At 70.1% G+C, this 14,776-nt stretch carries 14 protein-coding genes and 3 pseudogenes; 10 read left to right on the top strand and 7 right to left on the bottom strand.

Going from position 1 to position 14,776, the window contains the following annotated elements:
* Window positions 1–66 precede the first annotated feature (66 nt).
* Window positions 67–1,650 carry an IS1182 family transposase gene (locus tag BBH68_RS31165; protein WP_065960697.1) on the bottom strand — a complete coding sequence of 528 codons (1,584 nt, stop codon included), beginning with the start codon at window positions 1,648–1,650 and terminating at the stop codon, window positions 67–69.
* Window positions 1,651–1,711: 61 nt separating this feature from the next.
* Here BBH68_RS31165 and BBH68_RS44605 point away from each other — a divergent pair, with 61 nt between their 5' ends.
* Together BBH68_RS44605 and BBH68_RS31170 are read left to right on the top strand one after the other, a co-directional pair.
* Window positions 1,712–2,566, top strand: a complete 855-nt coding sequence (locus BBH68_RS44605) for a DUF4238 domain-containing protein (protein WP_079151313.1) — start codon at window positions 1,712–1,714, stop codon at window positions 2,564–2,566.
* Window positions 2,567–2,808: 242 nt separating this feature from the next.
* Window positions 2,809–3,612, top strand: coding sequence for an 8-oxoguanine DNA glycosylase OGG fold protein (locus BBH68_RS31170; RefSeq protein ID WP_065967084.1), 804 nt, complete (start codon window positions 2,809–2,811; stop codon window positions 3,610–3,612).
* Here BBH68_RS31170 and BBH68_RS31175 read toward each other — a convergent pair.
* Entirely contained in the window at window positions 3,593–4,156 is a 564-nt protein-coding gene (locus tag BBH68_RS31175; RefSeq protein WP_342673157.1) for a GntR family transcriptional regulator, read from the bottom strand. The genes BBH68_RS31170 and BBH68_RS31175 overlap by 20 nt on opposite strands.
* 317 nt (window positions 4,157–4,473) lie before the next feature.
* Here BBH68_RS31175 and BBH68_RS31180 point away from each other — a divergent pair, with 317 nt between their 5' ends.
* On the top strand, window positions 4,474–5,013 hold the full coding sequence (locus BBH68_RS31180) for a universal stress protein (protein WP_065967086.1): 540 nt from the start codon (window positions 4,474–4,476) through the stop codon (window positions 5,011–5,013).
* A gap of 728 nt (window positions 5,014–5,741) precedes the next feature.
* Here the strand turns inward: BBH68_RS31180 and yczR are convergent.
* Window positions 5,742–7,199 carry a MocR-like transcription factor YczR gene (gene yczR / locus BBH68_RS31185; RefSeq protein ID WP_065967087.1) on the bottom strand — a complete coding sequence of 486 codons (1,458 nt, stop codon included), beginning with the start codon at window positions 7,197–7,199 and terminating at the stop codon, window positions 5,742–5,744.
* 299 nt (window positions 7,200–7,498) lie between these two features.
* On the opposite strand from yczR, the gene BBH68_RS31190 reads away from it, so the two are divergent.
* From BBH68_RS31190 to BBH68_RS31210, 6 genes and pseudogenes are all read left to right on the top strand, one after another.
* Complete coding sequence (locus BBH68_RS31190) at window positions 7,499–7,858, top strand: DUF6204 family protein (protein WP_065967088.1); 360 nt, start codon at window positions 7,499–7,501, stop codon at window positions 7,856–7,858.
* A 235-nt stretch (window positions 7,859–8,093) separates the two neighbouring features.
* Entirely contained in the window at window positions 8,094–8,549 is a 456-nt protein-coding gene (locus BBH68_RS31195) for a MarR family winged helix-turn-helix transcriptional regulator (protein ID WP_065967089.1), read from the top strand.
* Window positions 8,550–8,600: 51 nt separating this feature from the next.
* A pseudogene (locus BBH68_RS31200) lies at window positions 8,601–9,589 on the top strand (ABC transporter ATP-binding protein).
* A 9-nt stretch (window positions 9,590–9,598) separates the two neighbouring features.
* Window positions 9,599–10,096: a hypothetical protein gene (locus BBH68_RS43525; protein ID WP_245738395.1), complete on the top strand. Its 498-nt coding sequence runs from the start codon at window positions 9,599–9,601 to the stop codon at window positions 10,094–10,096.
* Window positions 10,097–10,140: 44 nt separating this feature from the next.
* A complete protein-coding gene (locus BBH68_RS43530) occupies window positions 10,141–10,437 on the top strand; it encodes a hypothetical protein (protein ID WP_245738403.1) in 297 nt (98 codons plus the stop codon).
* Between the two features lie 224 nt (window positions 10,438–10,661).
* Window positions 10,662–11,070 (top strand): annotated as a pseudogene (locus BBH68_RS31210) (transposase); the annotation flags it as partial.
* Window positions 11,071–11,133: 63 nt separating this feature from the next.
* On the opposite strand, the gene BBH68_RS31215 reads toward BBH68_RS31210, so the two are convergent.
* From BBH68_RS31215 to BBH68_RS43545, 4 genes and pseudogenes are all read right to left on the bottom strand, one after another.
* Window positions 11,134–11,823, bottom strand: coding sequence for a DUF1963 domain-containing protein (locus BBH68_RS31215; protein WP_245738396.1), 690 nt, complete (start codon window positions 11,821–11,823; stop codon window positions 11,134–11,136).
* Window positions 11,824–12,015: 192 nt separating this feature from the next.
* On the bottom strand, window positions 12,016–12,144 hold the full coding sequence (locus tag BBH68_RS42610) for an alpha/beta hydrolase (RefSeq protein ID WP_174589116.1): 129 nt from the start codon (window positions 12,142–12,144) through the stop codon (window positions 12,016–12,018).
* Window positions 12,141–12,707 (bottom strand): hypothetical protein, encoded by a 567-nt coding sequence (locus BBH68_RS43535; protein ID WP_245738405.1) that lies wholly within the window; start codon window positions 12,705–12,707, stop codon window positions 12,141–12,143. Before BBH68_RS43535 ends, BBH68_RS42610 begins: the two co-directional genes overlap by 4 nt.
* A 66-nt stretch (window positions 12,708–12,773) precedes the next feature.
* Window positions 12,774–13,318 (bottom strand): annotated as a pseudogene (locus BBH68_RS43545) (AraC family transcriptional regulator ligand-binding domain-containing protein); the annotation flags it as partial.
* 302 nt (window positions 13,319–13,620) lie between these two features.
* On the opposite strand from BBH68_RS43545, the gene BBH68_RS31225 reads away from it, so the two are divergent.
* Window positions 13,621–14,709, top strand: coding sequence for a TauD/TfdA family dioxygenase (locus BBH68_RS31225; RefSeq protein WP_065967092.1), 1,089 nt, complete (start codon window positions 13,621–13,623; stop codon window positions 14,707–14,709).
* Window positions 14,710–14,776: the final 67 nt, after the last annotated feature.

Genomic DNA, 14,776 nt, shown 5'->3' on the forward strand with positions numbered 1-14,776 from the left:
CTAGAAGGCTCATGAAGATCTTGAAGAGGGGGCCATCCGGCCGGAGGCCGGGTGGCCCCCTCTTGGCTATGGGGTGGCTGGGGTGAGGTGCCAGGTGCCGCTGGTTCGGGTGAGTCCGAGGTTGATCAGCCGGCGGAGGTTGAGGGCGGCGGCGCGGTGGTGGAGCCAGATGTTGTTGGCGATGACGCCGCGGTAGCGGACTCGACGGTTTCCCTTGGCGACCAGCCAGGCGATGGCGCGTTCGACCGGGGGCCGCCATCTGCGGTATTCGTCCTGCCAGGCGGGGTCGGTGGCCGCCTGGTGGCGGGCCGCGGACAGCAGTTCGCGCTGGGGGTGGACGTTGAGGGTGCGCCCGGTCTTGGACCTGGTGCAGCGCCCGCGCAGGGGACAGTTGGTGCACAGGTGCTTGAACTGAGCGGTGCGGGCACCGTCGGCTTTGACCTGTCCGAGGTTGGCGGTGTGTCCGGCCGGGCAGGTCGCGGTGCCGGCCGCCAGGTCGATGTGGAAGTCGTCGATGGTGAAACCGCCGGGGACGGCCTGCCGCAGCGGCGGCGGCTTGATGACCGGGGTATGGCCGTCGGCCTGCAGGTGTGCACGCAGGTCGCCGGTGCCGTAGGCGGAATCGCCGAGCACGGTTAACCGCGTGTCCGGTTCCTCGTCGGCGAGCAGGCGGGTGGCGACGGCGGCCTCGTGGTTGTCGGAGCCGTGGCCGCTGGTGAGCGCGACGGCGGTGAACAGCCCGGTCTCCGGCTCGAAGGACGCATGTCCTTTGAAGCCGTCCTGGTGGCGGGTGCGGTTTTTGTGGATGTGGCGTGCGTCCGCATCGACGGTGGACACGGTCCGGTCCGCGACTGTGCGCCGGGCGATGCGCCAGCGTCCGTCACGCCCGTCGGAGTCTTCGGCCGGCTCCACGTCCTGGCCCGCGACCAGGGCCAGCAGGCCCACCGCGTTCGCCGCCTTCTCGCCGAGTTCCCGCTCGGGCAGGTGTCCGAGCAGGTTGATCGCGTCGGTGACCAGCGCGTCGATCAGCGTGGCGCGTGCTTGCTCGTCGGCCCAGGCGATCCTCGGCTTGCCCGGGTCGGTGTAGTCGTGCGCGCGGCACCACTGCGCCGCCGTCTCCTCGCCTCCGGGGACCTCGCGGATCACCCGGCGGATCGCGGAGATGATCTGGGTGACGGTGTCCTGGGTGGCCACCGCGTCATCGAGGACGGTGGAGTCCAGTGCCCGGCGGTGCTTGCCCTTGAGGACACCGGTGGCCTTCACGACTTCACGCACGGCCTCAAAGACCCGGTTCGGGCGGGTGGAACGGCCCAGACGACGGCGGAAGTAGGCCAGGAGCGACGGGTCGAAGGCCATGTCGTTGAGGCCCAGCCCGCAGGCGGCCTTCCACCGCAGGTCGCAGCGCAGTTCCTGGACCGTCTCGAAGTCCGATAGCCCGTGCAGGGCCTGCAGGGTGATCGCAGCGGCCAGGATCTGCGGGGGCATGCTCGGCCGCCCGTTCGCCGATGGATACATGTCCGCGAACATCTCCACCGGAAACAGCGCACCACGATGCTCGGCCAGGAACGCGAACACACTCCCCGCCGGAATCAACTCCCGGCAGGTCTCCCACACATCCGGCCCGACCGTCTCTCCGGACCATTCACCCATCACCACAACAACGAGTCTGGCCCCGCCGCTCACACGGCGGGGCCAGAACCCCAAGATCTTCATGAATCTTCTAGTGCCGAAGTACTGGCTGCGGGCCTTCGCCGAGGACGGGCACGTGCTCGGGCGGTGGCGGGGCGGCGCGGAGCATCGCACTCCCGTGCGGCGCGCGGCGGTGGCGCGGGAGTTCAACACCGACCCCCTCGCAGATGGCGAACGGCGCGTGGCGTTGGAGACCTACCTGGACCGCCACGTCGACGGCCCGTGTGCGCCGGTTCTGCGCGCCTTGCGTGAGGGACGGTGGCCGCTGGACGAGGTACAACATGCCCTTGCGCTGGACGCGCTGGCCTGGCAGGTGGTGCGCACGCAGGCGTTCAGGTCCTTCGACGAGCAGGTCGGCCGGCAGCTCTTCCCAGCTTTATGGGCTTCGGAGGCAGTGGGTTACTGCGAGGAACGGCTGGGGCGACCGCTGTCGGACGCGGAGCGGATGGAGCCCTTCCGTGGTCGCCGACCCGCGCGCGGCGCTGCGCACCATGATCCGCGCTTTCGAGCGCACCCGCGACATCCTCACCGTCCCGGGCCGTCGACTGGTGGTGTTGCGCCCGGCGGAGCCGTTGCTGGTCCTGGCCGACAGTGGAGTTGCCTTGCGCCGCAAAGGATGGCAGCTTCTGCCTCACTCCCCCGCTGCTGCCCGAGACGGTCGAGGTCTTTGCTCCGCTGTCACCGACGTGTCTGCTCATCTCCACACCCCGCGCGCACTACCGCCCGCATCAGGGGCTCACCCGCAAAATCGCCGCCAAGGCCAACGCCGGGGCAGCAGCCTGGTGCCAGGACGCCGTCTACCGGCTCCCGTCCATGCCCTGGCCCTCCCGGCTGCGGCTCGCCGGCACCCCGCTGGAAGTCCGGCCGCCGCGGCTGACAGCGGTACCCACCCCGCACCAGCCCGGCCCCGCACCGGCCCATCCCGAGATCCGCCCCAAGCAAGCTGCGCGCCATCCTGGAACAGCTCACCCTCGCACCCGCTGATCAGCCTCCGACCCCGGAAGGGGTAGCGGGCCGCCATACTGACCTCGCCGGTACGGCGCGTCCGGGCGAAGATGCCGGCTGCATACGAACGCGGGACGCAGGCCCTGGCCGCGGTCAGGACTTCAGGGGGCGACTATGAACAAACAGGACCAGGCGGATGCGGTCGACCGGGAGATGGCCGCGCGTCGTCTGCCTGATGCAGCCTTGCAGGCGTTGGGGCGCTGGTGGGACCGGAACAGGGCAGAGTTCGCGGACGGGACGCCGGGCGCGCACGCGGTCCGCTACACCCCGAGCCGGTGGGCGCACATCACCCCTTGGCCCTCGGCGCTGGCTTCAGCGTCCCACGCCGGTGATGCCGTAGTCAGCCGGGCGCAGGTGGTGTCGATCGTCGCGGAGGCGCTGCGGCGCGAGGCCTACCGGGAGGCTCTGGTCGCCACCTATGTGTGGGGGAAGGGGAAACGCGGCTCCCGCAGAGGCAGCGGCCCCGTCACCCTGGCCAAGATCCTGACCGCCGGGGGCCTGGATACCGCACTGGGTCGAGCGGTTACCACGTTGAGCGAGCAGGGCGCAGTAGCTGCCTACGCGGGACTCCAGGGCGTCGTTCCCGAGTTCGGTCCGTCGTTCTACACCAAGTTCCTGTACTTCGCCGGTAAGTCGGTTCGGTCGGCAGCTGGCCCCCAGCCGCTCATCCTTGACAGGGCTCTGGCCCGGCAAATGCGGTCCCTGGCCCAGGCAGTCGGCCGGGAGACCGGCCGCGACCCCGACGGCTTGATCGCCGGCTGGGTCTGGCGGGACACGAACTGGTCACCGCACCGCTACGCGGTCTACCTCTCCTTCATGCAGGCGGCCTCCTGCCAGGCCTCGGCAACGCCGTTCTGGCCGTCCGACGCCACGCCCGACCTACTTGAATACGCGCTGTTCAGCACCTCATGGACGTGAGACCGCCGACATGAGCCAGCCGGGCCGGCGATGAACCTTCGCTGCCGACAGCGGCCTCGTGTCCCCGTCCTCCTGAGCAGCACCCGCCGGTGCGGCCTGGCTCGTTCACTGGCACGCCCGCCCGGGGTGGCGGTCCAGGCGTGCCGGCCCGCGCGGTGGCTTTGGCGAGCGCTTCAGCGACCGCGTCCTCCGGGGGCGCAAGGGCTGCGAGCGCCAGGTCGATGACGGCCTGTTCGCCGGACATCATTGAGGCGACGCTGGTGGGGCTCCGCCCGTCGGGGAGCGCGGTCCAGGTGCCGGCGCCTCGGCGGCTGTGCGCGTAGCCGCTCTCCCGCAGCAGGTCGTACGCGGCCGTCACGGTGGCCCGGCGGACGCCGAGCGCCGAAGCGAGTTCATGCTCTGCCGGCAGTCGCATGTGCAGGGTGATCCGGCCGTCCAGCCCCAGGGAGCGCACCGACCGGGCCAGTTTGCGGTAGTCGAGCCGGATGCCGGGCGGGCTGGAGATCACAGCAGCGAGCTGCCGGCCGGCCAGGGTTCGGTCCACAGCGTGGACTGTTCGCCCGCCTGCCATACCAATCTCTCCCCATTGGCGCTGCCCTACGAGCCAATGAGCGTACAGACTCTGCACCAATAGGCATTGGCCTGGGAGATATCCCCGGAGGGATGGAAGATTGGCATGGCTGGAGGTATGACCGATCGCGAGGAGCGCGAGATACAGCGACGCCACGAACAACGCATCGCGGATCCCCTACCCGTAGGCGTGTGGATCCGGAGCCTGCTCTCAGCCACAGGGCGGCACCTTCGCCGCCGGCATCCGGAAGGTGCGCGACACCATGCGCCGCAGCGGGGCGGGAGGCCCGCATGACGACGGAGTCAGGACGTGTCGTCGTCGGAGTCAGCGGCTCGCTGGCCAGCCTCGCCGCGCTGCGGCGCGGAGTCCTGGAGGCTCGCCGCGATGGCAGGACACTCGTAGCGGTGGCGGCCTGGGAGCCGCCGGAGGGCAAGACCCTCTACGCCAAACAGCCCGACCGTGCATGGGCCAGGATGTGGGAGGACGAGGCCCGGCTGCGGCTGAACCGCGCCTTCGACGAGGCCCTCGGCGGGCTCCCGACGGATCTTCATGTCACATGTCTGGTCATCAGAGACGCTCCCGGACCGGCCCTGTGCGCCGTCGCGCGCCGCCCCGAGGACCTGCTGATCGTCGGGGCGGCGCGCCCCCACGGTCTCCGGGCGCGGGCCCACCGCAACCCGGTGCGCCGGTACGTCCTGACCACAGCGCGCTGCGCCGTTCTGACCGTCCCCGGACCACGCCTGCTGCGGGGTGAGGCCCGGACACTGCGCCTGGTTCCGTCCCCGAGCTTCGCGCCGGACACGGCCGGCCGACACGAAACGGCGCCATGAGCAGGCCGGATCCCTCTCTGTCACCCCTGGGTGAAGCGCCCCGCTCCGACGGATCAGCCTGGCTGATCGTTCATCATGCCGTCCGGTATCGCCGGGGCAGGTGATGCTGCAGTACCCGTGGCGTCGGCTACCTGGCCGCGCTGCGGTCGTCACGCGAACGAGGTCATCGGCGGGTCGGGAAGCCGCGGTGGCGGGCAGTGACCGTGACGGTCAGGGCAGCGAGTACGGGTCGGTGTGGTCGAGAAGGAGAACGCAGCCAGATGCGGCGACGGCGATGCTGAGGTTCCCGCAGGCGACCAGGAGGGACTGGGCAAGATCGGCGGCCGCGCCCGCAGCGTCGGCGACAGCGGTCTGCAGCAGGGTGGCGGCACGGCCGAAGCCGAAGCCCCAGATCGCGGCGGCACCTGGACGGGCCAGGACGCCGAGGTGGCCAGGAGGCGGCGAGGACGGTGCCGGCGAATGCGAGGAGCCCGCAGGCGGCGAGGGTCAGGGTGGTTAGGTGCCGGTCGTTCAGCGCTGTCGGTCAGGTCCTGTCAGCCATGCTGCCGGACCCGCCCGGCGCCGTGTCCGATCCGGCCAGCGCCGGCACCCCGAGTACGCATGCCGAGCAGGAAGTGGCAGGTCCTGCGAAAGAAAGGCCAGGCGGGGTGCGCCGACCACCGAGTCCTGCCAAGCAGCCGTCACCCTCGCAGCCCTGCTGATGTGGGAAAGACTTGTGACGACAGAACCTAGGCCACCCAGTACGGCCGTCCCGGCTCCTCGTCCGTGCCGTCGAGGCCCGCGTCGAGGGCCTCGGCGATCCGGCGTACCGCCTCGTCGGCGACCTCGGCGGGCTGCGTGTAGGGCCAGCGCAGCCGGTGCTCGAACGTGCCGGGGTCCGCGCCGAACCGGGACCCGCCCTCGATCCGCACGCCGTGCCGCAGCGCGGCCCGCGTCAGCGGACCGGCGATCGGGCGGCCCAGGTCGATCCACAGGCACATGCCGCCCTGCGGCGTCTGCCAGCGCCAGTCGGGGAACTCGCGGCGCAGCTGCGCGGCCAGGTGGTCGCGCAGCGCGCGCAGGAGCGGCAGCCGCCGCCGCAGGATCTGTGGCTCCCGGTCGATCAGCCGCAGCGCCACCAGCTGGTCGAGGACCGACCCCGACATGTCCGCCGTGACCCGCTGCGCCGTCAGCTCCGTGATCAGCCGCGTGCCCGCCCGCACCCAGCCCACCCGCAGACCCGACCAGTGCCCCTTGCTGAGCGAGCCGACGGTGACGATCTGCTCGGCGCCGCGCCCCGCCACCAGCGACGCGAACGGCGGGGGCGTGGCCGCGTCGAGCGCTATGTCCGCGATCGTCTCGTCGACAACCAGCCACGTGCCGGTCGCCCGCGCGTCCGCGATGATCCGCTGCCGCTGCTCACGCGGCATGAGCCGGCCCGTCGGATTCTGGAAGTCCGGGATCAGATACGCGAGCCGGGGCGCCGACTGCCGCAGCGTCACCCCGAACAGCTCCGCATCCCAGCCGTCCTCCGTCACCGGCACCGGCACGGTGCGAAGTCCCAACTGCCTTATGACGGACAGGGCGTTAGCGTACGACGGGTTCTCCACCGCAATCCGGTCGCCGGGCCGCCCCAGCAGGGAGAGCGTGAGCGCCACCGCCTGCTGCGCGCCCGACGTGACAAGGATCTGCCCGGGCAGCGTCGGCAGCCCACGCCCCGTGTACCGCGCGGCGATCGCCGCCCGCAGCTGTGGCAGACCGTAAGGGTGGTAGCCCGGCGTCGTCGCGTGCCGGGCCAGGTCGTCGGCGGCGGCCGCGTACGCGGCGGACAGTTCGTCGGCCAGGGCGCCGGGCGCCGCGATGGCCAGGTCGATCACGTCCTCCCCGGCGAGCGGGGGGCGAACACTGGTCAGCTGCGCGCCCTCCGGCAGCTCCGTCCACGTCCCCGCGCCGCGCCGGCTGACCGCGTAACCGCTCTCCCTGAGCAGGTCGTACGCGGCGGTCACGGTGGCCCGGCTGATGCCGAGCGCCACCGCGAACTCGCGCTCCGCGGGCAGCCGGGTGTGCAGCGCGATCCGGCCGTCGAGCAGCAGGGTCCGTACGCCCTGCGCGAGCGCCCGGTAGCCGGCCCGTTCCCCGGCGACCCCGGTCACCAGCGCGGCGAGCCGCCTGCCGCCCAGACGCTGGACCCCGCTCCTCGCTGCCATGCCTCATCCCCGTCATTGGCCCTGCACACCAGGCCAATCAATCTACAGACTCACACAAGACCGCCGAACAGTGGCCTGGACGGACACAAGGAGACACGCCATGCAGCACGACAGGAGTGACTTCAGCGACCGGACCGAGCGCATGCCGCGGCGCCGCACCCCGCAGGCGGCCCGCGCCGCCCCCGCCGGACGACCATCCCGCACCGCCCCTGCCGGACCGTCGTCGGCGTCACGCAGTGCCGTCGCTTTTGCAGGAAACACCGGTGGAGTCCGCCGATCTTGCTGGTTAGGGTCGGGGGATGAGTACTCGCACCTTCCGTATCACCGTCCGCGGTGTCTTCGACGGACTCAGCACCGACCAGCGTGCCGCACTCCTGGCCCGCGCCGCAGAACACGATGTTCTGCGGGCGGCCTTCACACCCGAGGGGCACCTCAGTTACGACCTGGCAGCGCGATCCGCCTTCACCTTCCGTTTCCTGGATTTCGGAGAGGAAGAGGAGGACATCCTGGAGGCGTCCGAACGCGCCGAAGAGGCGGCGAAGGCGTGGCTGACCGAGCGCGGCTACGGCTACAAGAACCTCAGGTCGCAGGCCGAGGACCTCTCTCAAGCGCCACTGAGCAAACGGCAGCGCCGCGCCGCAGCCCAGAAGAACCTCTGAATCCTCCAACTGCACGGTCTTCGCCCAGCCGTCGAGCGTTCCTCGCCACGCGATCCTGGCCGGGCAGTGCTCGTCCCGGTGAGCATCGCAGCGGGGAGACGGCGCTCAGGCCCACGCCTCGGTCGCGAGGCCCTGGTACCTCAAGCTCCTGTCCAGGGGCTCCGTCCGGCCATCAACTAAACAAATCCTTGACTGTGCAAGCTTCTGATATGCTTGAGCAGTCAAGGAGGTGGCAATGAGTGATGCGCTGGACGCGTCGCTGCGTCTCGCGAGGGCCCAGACGGCCCTGGTGAAGCGGTTCGACGCGAGCCTGGGAGGGCTGCACGGGGTGAGCCTGGCCGACTTCACGACGCTGCTGCGTCTGGGGCAGGCGCCCGGCAGCCGGATGCGCCGGGTGGACCTGGCCGAGGCCCTGGGTCTGACTGCCTCCGGGGTGACCCGGGGGCTGGCGCCACTGGAGCGGATCGGGCTGGTGACACGCGAGACGGACGCCCGTGACGGCCGGGTGGCCTACGCGGCACTGACCGACACCGGCCGCGCACGCCTGACGGACATGCTCGCCACGGCCGAGCAGATCGCCGCCGAGATCTTCGCCGCGCCCCCGTGGAGCAAGGAGGACATCGGCCAGATGTCCGCGCTGCTGACGCGCCTGGGCGGCACCGGCCTGCCCGGCCACACCTCCACCCCATAACTCCAGGCACGCCTGCTGACGGATACCTCATCCGCACCTTGGAGCACCCACATGAAACCAACCCCCGCCCCTGCACCGCCCCTCGCCCCGGCCGCCGACACGGCCCACGCCCCGGCGGCCATCCGCACGGAGGGCCTGCGCAAGATATATCCGCGCGCGCAGGGCGACCTTGTCGCCGTGGACGGCCTGGACCTGACAGTCCACCAGGGCGAGTTCTTCGGCCTGCTCGGCACCAACGGCGCCGGCAAGTCCACCACCATCGGCATGCTCACCACCCTGGTCGCGCCCAGCGCCGGAAAGGCGTGGGTCGCCGGGCGCGAGGTGAGTGCCGACCCGGTCGGCGTGAAGTCCCGCATCGGCGTGGTCTCCCAGGCCAACACCCTGGACCGCGCGCTCGCAGTCGCGGACAACCTGGCCTTCTGCGGCCGCTACTTCGGATGCCTGCCCCAGCCGCCCGCCGCCGCGCGCTCGAACTGCTGGAACAGTTCGGCCTCGCGGACAAGGCCGACGCCAAAGCTCACAAGCTCTCCGGCGGCCAGGCCCACCGCGTCATGATCGGCCGGGCCCTGATGCACCTGCCGGAGGTGCTCTTCCACGACGAACCCACCGCGGGCGTCGACCCGCAGGCACGCGACGACCTCTGGCAGATCATCGCAAGCCTGCATGAGACCGGCCAGACCGTGGTGCTGACCACCCACTACCTCGACGAGGCCGAGGCCCTGTGCCAACGCCTGGCCGTCATCGACCACGGGCACCTGCTCGCCTGCGACACCCCCGAGGCGATCAAGGCGTCCAGCGGAGCGCAGACAGTCATCACCGTCCACTACGACGCCGATGCCACCCCGGCCGCCGAAGCCCTGCACAGCATCCCCGGCGGCCCCCACGACGTGGCCGTCGACGGCCCGACCGTACGGGTCCGCACCACGCATTCCGACGGCGTCCTGGGCCACCTGCTGCGAATCGGCAGCGCGGCCGGGCTCACCGTCCACGACGCCACCACCCAGCCGGCAGACCGCCTTCCTCACCCTGACCGGACGTGACTACACGCCATGACCACCGCGAACCCCATCGCCGCCACCCCTAGCCCGCTGTCATTCCGCCGGGCCGCCCGGCACGCCTACCTTGCGCTGACCATGCGCGAGCTGCACGTCCTGGGCCGCAACCTGCCCGCACTGCTCATCCAGGTCGGCCTCCAGCCGCTGCTGTTCACCTTCGCCTTCGCCTACGTCATGCCCAGCATCGGCAGCGGACTGGGCAGCGCGACCTCGTTCTCCACGATCCTGCTGCCCGGCCTGATCGCCAGCACCCTCACCCTGCAGAGCATCATGTCCGTCACCGGGCCGCTGGCCGCCGAACTCGGCCCCGACCGCGAGATCACCGACCGCGCCCTGGCGCCCCTGCCCGTCTGGGCCCTGGGCCTGCAGAAGATCACCTCATCCGCGATCTTCGGCCTCGTCTCGACCCTCGTCGTCGTCCCGATCGTCTGGCTCGTCCACGCCCCGGCAACGCGCCCCGGGCGCACATCGACAACTGGCCCCTGCTGCTGACCACACTGGTCCTCAGCGCGCTGCTCGCTTCCGCCCTCGGGCTGCTGCTCGGAACCGCGGTCGACGCCTCCGCCTTCGGGCCGCTGCTCGGCCTGCTCCTGGCCGCCGCCACCATGCTGGGCTGCGTCTACTACCCGTGGACCGCTCTGCACCCCATCCGCTGGGTCCAGGTCCTGACCCTGGCCAACCCGCTCGTCTACATGAGCGAGGGCCTACGCGCCAACCTCACGCCCTCCACCGGCCACATACCCACCTGGGCCTATCGCACCGCCCTCGCCCCCGGCACCGCCGCTCTGGGCTACCTCGCCCTGCGCCGTTTCGCCCGGCGGGTGCAGACCTGAGGGGCTGCGCTCCTCACCCGCTTCGCCTCAGGGCTCAGTACTGCGGCATAGGAAGTGCCATCGACCCGTCCAGCACCATCGTCACTTGACGCCATCGACTGATGTCAGCAGCCGCCACCACAAGCATCCACTCAACCGCAGGTCAGACGACCGATCTCCGACACTTGACGCTGGCTCAGTGACGACATCCCCTCAGTGGCACTGCAACGGCACTTCACAGCCGGGAAAAGATCCACAGGCGCAAAAGGCACCTGATCATGGTCACCCCGGCCGACCTGCACGATTCGGCTGCGATCAATGAAGTCCTCTTCCGGCTCCGCCTGCTGCACCCCCAGATCACCATCGTCTGGGCCGACACGGCCTACGCCGGAAAACTCGTGGACTGGGCGGAACAGCACCTCAACCTCACCGTCAAGCCCGTCAGCCGTCCCATGGACGCCTCCGGCTTCATCGTGCTGTCACGTCGTTGGGTCGTCGAGAGGTCGCTTGCGTGGCTCAGGCACGCCCGCCGCCACGCGCGAGACTACGAGCGGCTTGTCCAGCACGAGGAGACCCTCATCACGTGGCCGCGATCACCTCATGGCCAGGAGACTCGTCCGGAAAGGCGCCACCTCCAGCTGGCCAAGGAAACCGGCACCAGCCAACACCTGACCGCATCGATCATGCCGTCGATGGGGCCACTGCCGATCCAGACCATCACCAGATGTCCGGTGTCGGGATTGCTTGGCTGAAGTCACCGGACCTGAGGGCTTCGGTAGGAATCGACCAGTGCATCCAGCCGCCGTCTCCGCCGATACGCCACTCGTCCTGATCAGACAGCTGAAGCAAGTGATGGTAGAGGTTCGGGTCCTCACCGTTGCGGCGGGTCGGAGAGCCTCCTGTCGGGAAGATTGGCCAACCGAAGGCGAGGTTCTCCGCGATGATGTGTCCCGGCCGTGACACCCAGTCGTTGTCCGGATCGAGGTTCGAGATGCTCGCATAGTCACGGACGCACTCGATATCCTCGTCGTAGACGTCCGGTTCCGCCCAGAGTGTTCCCCATGCCGGGTCATAAGTGTCAGGGAAGGCAAATCCGGGTGAGGCCGCCCAGGGTATCGGTGTGAATACGCTGGAGCGGGCGGGGGGATCCGTCTCCACGGCGTGTCCGGAACGGGCGGCGATCACCGCTCCCAACTCCTGGTCATCACAGAAGGACCCGCTCGCCACCTCGACTGCAGCAGGGTCACACAGCTCGGATTCGGAATCGAGGTAGAAGAAGTTGAGTAAGCCCGCTCCAGCCGGAATGAGACCATCGAGCCAGGGAGTCAGGGCATCGGTGTCGAGGACCGCGAAGAGACTCAATGGAACGCCTTCACAGGTAGGCCAAGGCGTTCCCGGCTCGAGCATGGGATGACCACCGAATCGACTGTTCCCAGCCGCGTCCTTTGGCGCGGCTCTGGTCAGTTCGAACCCAGGCCTGGCAAGGCTGACGACGCGGGTGGCGAGCTCCGCACCAAAGAGGGCAGTACAGAACCGCCTGTGACAACCCGCTGTCACGATGCCTCCAGAGCGGCGGCCAGAGCGTCGCAGTTCAGCCGGTCAGTTTTGCAAGGGCGGTACGGTACGGGCGTCGCTGAGCTTGTTGGCGATGATGGTTTGCCAGTGGTCCGGCACGTGGTCGCGCGGGCCGGGGACGATCACGACCGTCGGTGGTGTGCTGGAGTTCATGACTGCGGCTCCAGGTTCCTGAGCGCCACGTCGGGCAGCAGGCCCAGGTGGCGCAGATCCTTCTCGTAGCGCAGTTTGCCGATGATGAAGGCCGCGCCGGCCGCGACCGCGACGAGCGGGACCGCCCGCAGCGCGCCGAGCAGGCCCATGCGGTCCGCGAGGACGCCTGCTGTTGCGGGCCCTGGGGCGTGCCCCGAGCAGGCTGTTGGCCAGGGTGAGCGTGGCCATGGCCGTCGCTGCGATGGCCGCTCGGTGCGCAGAACCCCAGCAGCCCGGAGATCTCTGTCAGCGAGCGGCGCCGGTTCGCCACGAGCCGCTCCGCGAGCTGGATGCGCGTAGCGTTCAGGAGGGGCGGAGAACGACTCGCCCGAGGCCGACAGGTGCCGGTGGACGGTTCTCCGGTCGACGCCGAGGCTGCGGGCGACCTGCTCGATCGAACAGCGCCCGGTCGGCAGCAGGACTTCGATCAGCTCGCGCACCCGGTCCGGTACGGTCGTATCCCTCGAGAGCGCGATGGAGCCGAAATACTGCCGCGCGTAGGGGTGGAGCAGCGGGTCCGACATGGGGTTGGGAGCGTTGGGGTCACTGGCGTGGAAGACAATCCCGTTGCATTCCTGGTGGAATTCCGCTGTGGGACCGAAAGCGCGCCGATGTGTCGGTGTATCCGCTGGTGCGCTGTGTGTGATGCACACGGACACCGGCTGCCACCGAGCGCCGAGGAAACCGCGGAGGACTTGGTAGAACCGCCCGCAGCCAGCTCTGTGGCCTGGCGGGCCGGCATGGCCTCACCCGGCTCGAGGGCCACTTTGAGGGTGGCCAGGCCGCTTGCCTCGGAGAGCCGGCTGTGGAGCATCTCGTTGTACATGTGCTCGTAGCAGACGCGAAGCTCGACCGCGCTCCGGGCATCCGGCTCTTCACGTACGACCAGGCTGATGGGGCCGAGGTTGGAGAGACGGCGGCGCTCAGCCAGGAGCAAGCCGAAGTCCTCGCGGTGCGAGGCCGCCGGGAGCTCGAGCAGCCGGGTCGCGGCCACACCGGAGATCCATCTGTCATGGAACGCGAGGCCGACGGGGTCCAGACCCACCTGCTTCATCAGACCCCTCGGGTCGGTGCCGAGCGACCGGCCGAGTTCGGCGTAGCTGTTCAGCGCCGCGTTGCGGACGAGGGGCTTCATGGGCGTACTCCAGGGCGTGTCCCTATGTGGTGAGTCACATGAGGCGGCAGGTCAAGCGGTGCGATGGATCGTGACCTGGCGTTGCACCACTGCGACGGAGCCCGCCACCCGGCATTCGGCATCCCAGCCGGGGAAATCCGACGGAGAACACCCTCGCAAATGATCAGACCGTTTACCAGCTCCTGGAAGACAGTACGGAATTCCGTGCAGGAAGGGGCGCCTGCACGGTTTTCCGGTCCCCGGGCTGACCGGAGCTGCCCGTGACTGCGACTGGACGGACACACAATCCGAGGGAGGCCACCGTGACCAGCGTGCTGCGCCGGCCCTGCGCCGGGCCGGCCGTGTGGAGCGGCCCGGATCCGGCGGACTTGGACGAGTGGGCCTTGCGGCTCGCACCGGCGCGGATCGACGGGATCGAGGCGGCCCTGCGCGTGGTGCGCGAGCGAGGTGTTCCGCTGTTGAAGGTGAGTGCTCGCGATTGTCTGCTGCCGGCCCCGGCCGGCGAGCTGGAACGCGTCGCCGGCGTATGGGGCGACGGGCGTGGCGTGGTGCTCATCACGCGGGTTCCCGTCGGGCGATGCAGCCGGGCGGCGGCAAGCACCAGGTTCTGGGGGCTGGGTCAGCGCCTGGGTACCCCGTGGTGGCAGAACGCGGCGGGCCGCGTGCTCGGCCACGCCCGGGGCGCCGGCAGACGCATGGCTGACCCCGCGACGCGGGGTTGCCGGACCGGGGAGGGGTTGCTGTTCGACACCGATGGGTCTGATGTTCTCGGGCTGGTCGGGCTGGTCGGGCTGCTCTGCCTGCGAACAGCCCGCTCAGGTGCATGCGCCGCGGTCGTCAGCTCGGCCGCGGTCTGCAGTGTCGTGCCGGCGCGGGGGCCGGACCTGGTCGAGCGGCTGTATCGCGGGCCTTTCCTGGATCGCCGGGAGGAGCAGGCCCCTGGCGGACGACCGTATGACGCGGTTTGGCTCGTGTCCTGGCACGGAGGCAAGCTCGGCATCCGCTGCAACCGCTCTTGCCCGGAGTCCGCACAGCGTTTTCCCGGGGTTGTCCGTCCGCAGCCGGCGGACGGGGAGCTGTTCGGCCTCATCGGCGGACCGGCGGTGTCCCCGGAGCTCAGGCGTGACGTCGGCTTCGAGGTCGGCGGCCTGCTGCTGGGCAACCGCGCGATGTTTCACTGCCGCACGGCGTACGAGGACTTCGCCGAGGCCGGGCCCAGGCGCGACGTGCTGCGGCTGTGGTCGGCCCCCGGGCAGGGACGCGGCTTGCCGCCGGGCTTTGGGGGCGGTCTTCACTGCACCGAGGGTCCCGCACGCGGCGGGATCACCCCGCGGGAGGTGGTCGTGAAACAGAACTCAGCCGGCCTCACCGGCTCGAGGCGTCTGCGGTGACCGCCGCCATCCCGGAGGTGAGGGGCCATGGGCACAGCCTCGCCACGCTCCTGGCGGAATCCGCTTG

It is taken from the genome of Streptomyces sparsogenes, from assembly GCF_001704635.1.
GTDB lineage: Bacteria > Actinomycetota > Actinomycetes > Streptomycetales > Streptomycetaceae > Streptomyces > Streptomyces sparsogenes.

What these genes read in the sequence shown, in the direction of transcription:
- BBH68_RS31165 (WP_065960697.1), bottom strand. Translation starts at nt 1,650, where the DNA reads ATGGGTGAATGGTCCGGAGAGACGGTCGGGCCGGATGTGTGGGAGACC.
- BBH68_RS44605 (WP_079151313.1), top strand. Translation starts at nt 1,712, where the DNA reads ATGAATCTTCTAGTGCCGAAGTACTGGCTGCGGGCCTTCGCCGAGGAC.
- BBH68_RS31170 (WP_065967084.1), top strand. Translation starts at nt 2,809, where the DNA reads ATGAACAAACAGGACCAGGCGGATGCGGTCGACCGGGAGATGGCCGCG.
- BBH68_RS31180 (WP_065967086.1), top strand. Translation starts at nt 4,474, where the DNA reads ATGACGACGGAGTCAGGACGTGTCGTCGTCGGAGTCAGCGGCTCGCTG.
- yczR (WP_065967087.1), bottom strand. Translation starts at nt 7,199, where the DNA reads ATGGCAGCGAGGAGCGGGGTCCAGCGTCTGGGCGGCAGGCGGCTCGCC.
- BBH68_RS31190 (WP_065967088.1), top strand. Translation starts at nt 7,499, where the DNA reads ATGAGTACTCGCACCTTCCGTATCACCGTCCGCGGTGTCTTCGACGGA.
- BBH68_RS31195 (WP_065967089.1), top strand. Translation starts at nt 8,094, where the DNA reads ATGAGTGATGCGCTGGACGCGTCGCTGCGTCTCGCGAGGGCCCAGACG.
- BBH68_RS43525 (WP_245738395.1), top strand. Translation starts at nt 9,599, where the DNA reads ATGACCACCGCGAACCCCATCGCCGCCACCCCTAGCCCGCTGTCATTC.
- BBH68_RS31215 (WP_245738396.1), bottom strand. Translation starts at nt 11,823, where the DNA reads ATGCTCGAGCCGGGAACGCCTTGGCCTACCTGTGAAGGCGTTCCATTG.
- BBH68_RS42610 (WP_174589116.1), bottom strand. Translation starts at nt 12,144, where the DNA reads ATGAACTCCAGCACACCACCGACGGTCGTGATCGTCCCCGGCCCGCGC.
- BBH68_RS43535 (WP_245738405.1), bottom strand. Translation starts at nt 12,707, where the DNA reads ATGTCGGACCCGCTGCTCCACCCCTACGCGCGGCAGTATTTCGGCTCC.